General features: G+C 65.5%; 1 protein-coding gene. It reads right to left on the bottom strand.

The window, feature by feature from the left end; translation table 11 throughout:
* Positions 1–254: 254 nt before the first annotated feature.
* On the bottom strand, positions 255–487 hold a 233-nt coding region (locus AC2JF9_RS08585), incomplete at its 5' end, for a leukotriene A4 hydrolase C-terminal domain-containing protein (RefSeq protein ID WP_500726931.1).

Here is a 487-nt window from a genome sequence, read left to right as displayed (position 1 = left end):
GTCTGCGACATGGATAGGCCATCTTCTTTCCGCCACTGTAGGCGGATGGCCTAAATGGAGGGTTAAGAGCCGGCTCTCAGGTGAAACTGGCAGGCTCTCCAAGATTTCCGGCAAGCATCTGGAATCGTTGTCAAAATCCGCTTCCCTCCATTCCGGAGCCAATGGCGGACCGATCCGTCGGCCGGCGAGGCGGTCAACATGGAGAAGCCCGGTCGGCATCGGCCGAACGACACCGGGGCCAAACGACACCGGCTTCAACGCCCGCGCGCGAGAATCGCCTCCACGCTGCCGCTGGTGATGCTGTGATAGCCCGGCCGCGCCTGGCGGTAGATCCGCTCCGCGATCGGGCGGCCCCAATCGTCTTGCGCGACCAGCGTCTCGAACAGCGGCGCGACGAACTTGCGGCGGCCCTGGCTGGTGAGGAACCGCTCCAGCGCCGGAACCGCCGGCTCGTAGCGGTTGGCCATCGCCAGCTGCAGCCAGGCGA

The sequence above is a fragment of the Lactobacillus sp. C449L genome, from assembly GCF_059900815.1.
This window is presented reverse-complemented; position numbering and strand designations above follow the sequence as displayed.